This is a genomic window from Streptomyces sp. NPDC059853 (assembly GCF_042731495.1).
Lineage (GTDB): Bacteria > Actinomycetota > Actinomycetes > Streptomycetales > Streptomycetaceae > Streptomyces.
Genome location: NZ_JBHWJL010000105.1, coordinates 1 through 7625 on the forward strand (window position 1 = coordinate 1; position 7625 = coordinate 7625).

The window sequence follows — 7625 nt, forward strand, 5'->3', positions numbered from 1 at the left end:
GCCCGGGGGCGGCCCGGCCGGGGTACGGGCGGCGGCGCGGCCGGCGCGCGGCGCGGGCGGTTCCGGCAGATCGGTGACCGGCGGCAGCATCTGGGTGGCCCCGAGGTCCGCGTCGGGGGCCTTGGCGGCGGCGGGCGGTCTGCCGTGCCGTCCGCCGCGGCCGGCGGGCGGGGTGACGGTGCGCAGCCGGGTGGTGGACTCCACGTCCTTGACCGGCGGTATGAGCTGGGTGGCGCCCTCGGAGTCCGCCGCGCCCTGCGGCAGCCGGCGCAGCGGGGTCGTCGAGTGGTCCACGCCGACCGGCGGGATCAGCTGGGTGGCGGCGGCGTGGTCGTCGTCCGCGGGGACCGGCGGGATCAGCTGGGTGGCCGCCTCGTGGTGCGGGGCGGGCGGGGCGCCCGCCCCGATCTGCGGCACGATCTGGGTGGCGGGGTGGTCGTCCGTGATCGGCGGTATCAGCTGGGTGGCGGCCTCGTCGGGGCGGACCGGCGGGGTGCTGGGCATCGGGGGCGTGGGCTGCTGCGGCAGGGCGTGCCGGCCGCCCTGCTGCCGCGGCGCGGGGGCCTGCGACGACTCGCCGGGCGGATACGGCTGCTGCTGGTGGTGGCCGGTCTGCCGGCCGGTCACCGGGTTGCGCTGCTCGGGCCCCCACGGCTGTCCCCAGGGCTGCCCCACGGTCGGTGCCGTCACGGTCTCCGCGCCCGCGTCGTCCCACGGCTGACGGTGCGAGGGCAGCACCACGCCCTCGCGGGCTTCATCGTCCCGACCGTTGCGGCTGGTCACCAAGGAACTCCTGTTCGCTGAACGCCGATCGCCGGTCACGCTACCGGGTCACGGGCGCCCCTCACCACGCGTCGGCCCCCGGCACCGCTCGGTTTGAGAAACCCGGGGCGTGACGAACCCCACGGAACCGCGCGGCGGGGGGCGGACACGTCCGGCGGGGCCGGAGCGGCACCGCTCCGGCCCACTCGACCGGCCCGCCGCCCGGGCCGGGTCGGCAGCGTGTTCCGGCCGGACGCACCGGGCCCGGGTGCCGTCCGCGGCGGCGCCGTCGGCGTCCGGCGGGCACCCACGCGTACGGCGGGCGCCCGGGGGCACCCGCCGTACGTCAGCCGGGGCCGGCCCCCGGCGGTGGGGGCCGGCCCCGGTCAGCCCGCCAGGTCCCAGCGCAGCGTGAAGTCCCGCACCCTGGGGTCGTGCTGGTGCGCGTCCAGCCGGGTCCGGAAGTCCTCGAAGTACCCGGCGCCCCGGCCCGAGCGCAGCGTCGAGAGCGTCGTCACCGCCTGGTCCGCCGTCGCGCAGGCCGCCTCCAGCTCGCCCTCCTGCAAGTGGCCCGTCGCCAGCAGCACCAGCCCGATGGCCCGCCGCCGCGCCCGGCTCTCCGGGTGGGCCGCCAGCGCCTGCGTGGCCCGTTCCCGCAGCCGGTCGCCCTGCCCCAGATCCCGGTGACAGTGCGCCAGTTCGTCCGCCAGATAGGCCGTGTCGAAGTGCCGGATCCACTGCGGATCACCGGCCGGGTCCCCGGCCCGCTCCAGCGCACTCTCCGCCTGGGCGGCCGCCCGCCGGCTGGCGGCGGCGTCGCCGAGCTGCGCGTGCCCGCGCGCCTCGGCCGCCAGGAACATCGACTCCGCGCGCGCCCCGCACCGGCCCCGGGTGCCCTCCTGGGCCGCCCGCGCCAGCTGGATCACCTCGCGCGGATTGCCCAGTTCGGCCGCGAGATGGCTCATCCCGGCCGCCAGCACATAGCCGCCGAAGCCCCGGTCCCCGGCCGCCTGCGAGAGCCGCAGCGCCTGGATGTAGTACCGCTGGGCGAGGCCCGGCAGCCCGCTGTCCACCGCCATGTAGCCGGCCAGCTCGGTCAGCCGGGCCGCGGCGCCGAAGAGTTCGCGGCCCACCGACTCGCGGTAGGAGCCCGCCAGCAGACCGGCCACCACGCTGTTCAGGTAGTGCACCACCACCGGCCGCACATGGCCCGCGCCCCAGCGCCGGTCGAGATCCACCAGCGCGGCCGTGGTCGCGGCCACCGCCGCCACGTCCGAGGCGCCCACCCGGGGGCCGCTCGCCCGCGCCACCTCCGCGTCCGCCGGTGTGATCAGCCAGTCCCGGCTGGGCTCCACCAGCGCGGCCGGCGCCACATGCGCCCCGCCCGTCCCGTACGCCCCGCCGGCCCCGCCCGCGCCGACGCTCTCGCGCCGTGCCACGTCCGAGCGCCACAGCTCGGCGGCCTGCTCCACGCCCTCCGCGAGCCCGGTCGCGAAGTGCAGCCCGACCGCGGAGGCGAGCTGCCGGGCCGTACCCATGCCGATCTCGTCGACCGTCACCGTCCGGCCCAGCTTGCGGCCCAGCGCCTCCGCGATGATGTCGGGGGCCCGGCCGCGCGGCTGCTGGCCCCTGATCCAGCGCGCCACCGACGTCTTGTCGTAACGGAAATCGAGGCCGCGCTCGGCGGCACACACATTGACCCGCCGGGCCAACCCCGCGTTGGAGCACCCCGCTTCGCGGATCAGCGACAGCAGACGCTCGTTCGGCTGCCGGGAATGGGGCAACCCTGGGGTCAGTCCGGGGGACACTGTTCTTGCAGTCATGACGTGGCTCCCTCGCTGGCCTGCACCCTGCACCAGGGAAGATCAATGCCCGGCTCCGGCCGGGTCCATCCCGTACGCCCCCACTGATGCTCCGATGCGCCCCACATGCGGACGGCATCCACCACGCAGGGTCGCCGACCGGACACGGCACGCCCGTTACCCCCTGTGGAGAAGGTAAGTTGTGATCAACGTGGAAGAGAAGATCAGCGTTACTCCGGCCCCTGGCGTTCCGCGGCAGCGCGGCGGCTCGATGCTGGATCACGCGGTCCAGTACGCGGACGAGCGGCACTGGGACGTTCTGCCGGGCACCTGGCTCGAATACGCCGACGGCGTCACGCGCTGTTCGTGCGACCTGGACGCCTGTGATGCGCCGGGGGCGCACGCGACGCGCCCCAACTGGGTGGGGCACGCCACCGGAAGCGCCACCTCCGCCCGCCGCATGTGGGCCAAGGAGCCGCGCGCGTCGGTGCTGTTGCCCACCGGGCGCACCTTCGACGTGCTGGAGGTGTCGGAGGCGGCCGGCTGTCTGGCGCTCGCCCGCATGGAACGGCTGGGCACCGGACTCGGCCCGGTGGCCGCCACCCCGCTGGGCCGCATGTACTTCTTCGTGCTGCCGGGCGGCGCCGCGAAGGTGCCCGACCTGGTACGCCAGCAGGGCTGGTCGCCCGAGCTGATCGACCTGGTGGTACGGGGCGAGGGCACGTACGTCCCGGCGCCGCCGACCCGGATCGGCACCCGGGGCTCGGTGCACTGGGTCCGCCGGCCGACCGAGGCCAACCGCTGGCTGCCGGACGTGGACGAGCTGACGCCGCACCTCGCCTACGCCTGCGGGCAGGAGCGCCGCAACCGGCTCTGAACTGCGGTTGAGCGGGGCACCACGGGGGCGGGCCGTTTTCCCGCCCCTCAGGCCGGGTCCGGGAGATCCCGCCCGGCCCGCGACGCTCCCCCAGTCCGGCGGCGGGGAGGTGCCCCAGGCAGGGCACCTCGCCGCACTCCGCTTCGCTCCGTCTCTGCTCCGGAACGGCCGGGGAGGCAGAGCTGTCGAGGCATCCGAGTAGCCCACTACGAGGAAGCCCCTCCGCCTTGAGCGAAGCGCATGGGGGCGCCTCCCGGCCGGAGGCCGGGGGTGCGGCGGGCCTGACCGGCGCCCTTTCTCAGACGCGGCCTAGGGTGGGTTCATGACAGAAACGGGGCATCAGGACCGGCCCGCGGTCCGGGTCAGAGCACTCTGGAAGACCTTCGGGGAACAAGTAGCGGTCTCGGGGATCGATCTCGACCTGCCCGCGGGGCGGTTCATCGGGCTGGTGGGCCCGAACGGGGCGGGGAAGACCACCACCCTCTCCATGATCACCGGGCTGCTGCGGCCCGACTCCGGCACCGTGGAGATCGCCGGGCGCGATGTGTGGCGGGACCCGGTGGACGTCAAGTCCAGGATCGGCGTCCTGCCCGAGGGGCTGCGGCTCTTCGAACGGCTCACCGGCCGCGAACTGCTCACCTATCTGGGCCGGCTGCGCGGCATACCGGCCACCGAGGTCGAGCGGCGGGCCGGCCAGCTGCTGGACGTCCTCGACCTGCTCGGCGCGCAGAACAAGCTGATCGTCGACTACTCCACCGGCATGCGGAAGAAGATCGGCCTCGCGGCGGCCCTGCTGCACAACCCCGAAGTCCTCTTCCTGGACGAGCCGTTCGAGGGCGTCGACCCGGTCTCGGCCCAGAACATCCGCGGCGTCCTGGAGCGCTACACCGCCTCCGGCGCCACCGTCGTCTTCTCCAGCCATGTGATGGAGCTGGTGGAGTCGCTGTGCGACTGGGTGGCCGTCATGGCGACCGGCCGGATCCGCGCGCACGGCCCGCTGGCCGAGGTACGGGGCGAGGCCGGCTCGCTCCAGCACGCGTTCCTGGAACTGGTGGGCGCCGGGGCCGGCGCGGGCCCGGACGACCGGCTGGACTGGCTGGGCGGGGACCGCGACCGATGAGCACGCTGACCGATCCGGGGGCGGCACCGGCGACCGCCCCGGCACCGCGCGGCACCTACGGCGACACCGCCGTCATCACCGCGACGTTCGTCCGCCTCAAGCTCGCGCTGATGCGCAACGGCCTGCGGCAGACCACCGGGCGCAAGGCCGGTTTCCTCACCTCCGTGGTGGTGGCCGCCGTGTTCGGCGGGTTCGGCCTGGCCGGGCTGCTGGCGCTCGGCGGCAGCCGCCACATCGCGGCCCTCGGCACCGTCCTGGTCGCGCTCATCGCGCTGTCCTGGGCGTTCGTGCCGGTGTTCCTCGGTGCCGTCGACGAGACACTCGACCCCGCGCGGCTGGCGATGCTGCCGCTGCGCCCCCGGTCCCTGATGACCGCGCAGCTGGTGGCGTCGGTGGTGGGCGTCGGCCCGGTCTTCACCACGCTGCTGGTGGCGGGCGCCGCGCTGGGCACGGCGCGCGGCGCCGCCGGGTACACGGTGGCGGTCGCGGCGACCGCCCTGACCGTGCTCACCTGCACGGTCCTCTCGCGCGCCGTGGCCACCGCCAACGCCGGGCTGCTGACGAGCCGCAAGGGCCGCGATCTGGCGATCCTGTCCGGTGTGGTGATCGCGCTGGGCATCCAGGGCGTCAATCTGGCGGTGCAGAAGCTGGCGGACGGCCGCAGCGCCGAGCCGCTGCACACCCTGGCCGACGTGGCGCGCTGGCTGCCGCCGGCCACCTCCGTCGAGGCGGTACGGGCGGTCTCGGCCGGGGCGTACGGCGTGGCGGCGGCGGCCCTGGCCGGGACCGTGGCGGCGCTCGGGCTGCTGCTGTGGTGGTGGCAGCGGTCGCTGACCCGGCTGATGACGTCCCCCGGGGGCACCCCCTGGACGGAGTCCGGGGGAGGCGCCGCGGTGCCGGCCGGGGACGGCGGGCAGGAGGCCGGGAAGGAGCGGACGGGCTCCGGCGGGACGGTCCGGGAGCGGCTGCTGCCGTCCGGGCGGGCCGGGGTGGTGGCGCAGCGGGCGCTGCGGTACGCGTGGCGGGACCCGAAGGCCAAGATGAGCTGGGCGATGGCCATCGGGATGGGCCTGCTGTTCCCGGTCATCTGGGCCTCGACCGGCTCGGCGACCGTGTACCACGCGTGCTGGGGCGCCGGGCTGCTCGGCATGCAGATGTACAACCAGTTCGGCATGGACTACAGCGGCTTCTGGCTGGTCGCGCAGACCATCACCTCGGCCGAGGACGCGTACGCGGAGCTGCGCGGCCGGATGCTGGCGATCGCGCTGGTCGGGGTGCCGTTCACGGTGACGGTGGTGCTGGTGGCGGCCGCGGTCGTGGGCGACGGGCAGCAGCTGCCGGACGCGCTCGGCATCTCGCTGGCGCTGCTGGGCGCGCTGCTGGGCTGCGGGGCGCTGGCCTCGGTCCTCTTCCCGTACTCGGTGCCGCAGGACAACGCGATGCGGAACGTGGGCGCCGGGCAGGTGTCGCTGGTCTGGTACGGCGTCGTGGGCGGGCTGGTGGCGAGCGCGCTGGTGTGCGCGCCGCTGATCGCGCTGACGGTCTGGCTGCACGCGTCGGCGGCCGGCTGGGCGTGGGTGGTCCTGCCGCTGGGCGCCGGGTACGGCGCGGCGGTGGCCTGGGCCGGGCTGCGGCTGGCGGCGGCGCGGACGGTGGACCGGCTGCCGGAGATCCTGGCGGCGGTCAGCCGCTCCTGACCGGACGGACCGGGGCGCGCCGCCGTGCCCCGCCCCTCCCCCTGCCGGGGCGGCCACGGGCAGGAGGACCACCGCCGCGGCGGGGGCCGCCACCGTCCGGGCCGCCGTGCGGGTGCCGCGTCCGCTCATGTCCGCCGGCTCCCCGGTGTTCCCCGGGTGCTCGCGTTCGCACGCGCACCAGCGGGGATGCGGCGGTCAGATCCGCAGTTCCCCGAAGAGGTCGAAGAGGAGTTCGTCGGCCCCGTACACCAGGTCGTCCGGCGGCACCTGGATGTCGACCGGCACGCCGAAATCGCTGAGCCACACCTCGGTGACGGCGTCCGCGTCGGCGTCGTCGATCAGCCAGTAGCGCAGATACGGCTCGTCCCCCGTCTCCACCAGGGCGCTCGCCCACATCTCGGCGTCGCCGCCCTCGACGGTGATGACCTCACGGCCCTCGTGGAAGCTCAGCGCGCCCTTCTCCAGCAGGGAGGGGGCGGCCGTACCGGAACCGCTGTCGCGCTCCTCCTGGAGGAGTTGCGTCACCTCGTGGAACTCCTCGGCCTCGCACAGCGTCAGCATCTCGTCCGCGCCGGGCTCGCCGGGCCGTACGTGCCGGTACCGGCCCTCGATCTGCCGGATCACCCCCTCCAGCTCCGGCTCCTGCGCGACCAGGTTCTCGACCAGTTCTCCGTCGGCCCTGAACCAGCCCTGCTCACCGTCCAGGATCATCTCGAAGCCGCCGAGCCCCTGTACCGAGAACGTGCCGGTGCACCGCCCCGCGTTGTCGTAATGCATGTCCAGCTCGACCACCCCGTCGGGGCCCTCCTGGAGGAAAGAGGCGATCTTCGACTCGGCGCCGAAGGACGCCTCCATCCCGCTGAGCAGGATCTCGTCGGCCGTCCGGTCGAGCAGCGGAACGTCCTCGTCCACCGCGCCCGGGTCGTCCTGCTCCTCGCGCGCCGCCGCCTCGGACAGCACGACCTCGCCACCGTCCGGGCGGTCACCGCGCGCCTTGAAGAGCGTGGTCTGCGCGCATCCCGTCAGCAGCGCCCCCGCCACCGACGCCGCCAGCGCGGCCCGCCATCTGTCCCGCTCCATGTGCCCCCCACATGTTCCCCACCATCGAAAAGAGATTCGGCAAGTCTAGTGTTCGACGCGAAGATCCATCGTTCGAGTGAGGGAGGAACAGGGGTAACCGGCCACCGCCGCGGGGAGAGAAGAAGACGAGGACGGGAGGGACGACCCCGAGAGCTCGGGGCTCCGGGTCGTGCTCGGGGGGTGGGTGGTGGGGCGCCCCGCCGGCGGGGCGCCCCCCCGGACCGCCGCAAAGGGGCGAACACACCCCCCGCCACCGGGCCCAAAAACAGTAATAGGAACAACCACGG

5 protein-coding genes and 1 pseudogene are annotated in these 7625 nt (G+C 74.9%); 3 read left to right on the forward strand and 3 right to left on the reverse strand.

The window, feature by feature from the left end:
- Together ACFV5N_RS13885 and ACFV5N_RS13890 are read right to left on the reverse strand one after the other, a co-directional pair.
- A pseudogene (locus ACFV5N_RS13885) lies at nucleotides 1-783 on the reverse strand (hypothetical protein); the annotation flags it as partial.
- Between the two features lie 365 nt (nucleotides 784-1148).
- On the reverse strand, nucleotides 1149-2585 hold the full coding sequence (locus ACFV5N_RS13890) for a transcriptional regulator (RefSeq protein WP_385598477.1): 1437 nt from the start codon (nucleotides 2583-2585) through the stop codon (nucleotides 1149-1151).
- Between the two features lie 181 nt (nucleotides 2586-2766).
- On the opposite strand from ACFV5N_RS13890, the gene ACFV5N_RS13895 reads away from it, so the two are divergent.
- The 3 genes from ACFV5N_RS13895 (at nucleotide 2767) to ACFV5N_RS13905 (ending at nucleotide 6258) form a co-directional block, all read left to right on the forward strand.
- Nucleotides 2767-3441 carry a bifunctional DNA primase/polymerase gene (locus ACFV5N_RS13895; RefSeq protein WP_385598479.1) on the forward strand — a complete coding sequence of 225 codons (675 nt, stop codon included), beginning with the start codon at nucleotides 2767-2769 and terminating at the stop codon, nucleotides 3439-3441.
- Between the two features lie 322 nt (nucleotides 3442-3763).
- A complete protein-coding gene (locus ACFV5N_RS13900; protein ID WP_385598481.1) occupies nucleotides 3764-4561 on the forward strand; it encodes an ABC transporter ATP-binding protein in 798 nt (265 codons plus the stop codon).
- Nucleotides 4558-6258 (forward strand): transporter, encoded by a 1701-nt coding sequence (locus ACFV5N_RS13905; RefSeq protein ID WP_385598484.1) that lies wholly within the window; start codon nucleotides 4558-4560, stop codon nucleotides 6256-6258. The genes ACFV5N_RS13900 and ACFV5N_RS13905 overlap by 4 nt, the downstream gene beginning before the upstream one ends.
- A gap of 195 nt (nucleotides 6259-6453) precedes the next feature.
- Here the strand turns inward: ACFV5N_RS13905 and ACFV5N_RS13910 are convergent, their stop codons facing one another.
- On the reverse strand, nucleotides 6454-7338 hold the full coding sequence (locus ACFV5N_RS13910) for a hypothetical protein (RefSeq protein ID WP_385598487.1): 885 nt from the start codon (nucleotides 7336-7338) through the stop codon (nucleotides 6454-6456).
- Nucleotides 7339-7625: the final 287 nt, after the last annotated feature.

Bases quoted from the DNA above. Each gene is read 5' to 3' on its own strand.
- ACFV5N_RS13890 (WP_385598477.1), bottom strand. From the start codon at position 2,585: ATGACTGCAAGAACAGTGTCCCCCGGACTGACCCCAGGGTTGCCCCAT.
- ACFV5N_RS13900 (WP_385598481.1), top strand. From the start codon at position 3,764: ATGACAGAAACGGGGCATCAGGACCGGCCCGCGGTCCGGGTCAGAGCA.
- ACFV5N_RS13905 (WP_385598484.1), top strand. From the start codon at position 4,558: ATGAGCACGCTGACCGATCCGGGGGCGGCACCGGCGACCGCCCCGGCA.
- ACFV5N_RS13910 (WP_385598487.1), bottom strand. From the start codon at position 7,338: ATGGAGCGGGACAGATGGCGGGCCGCGCTGGCGGCGTCGGTGGCGGGG.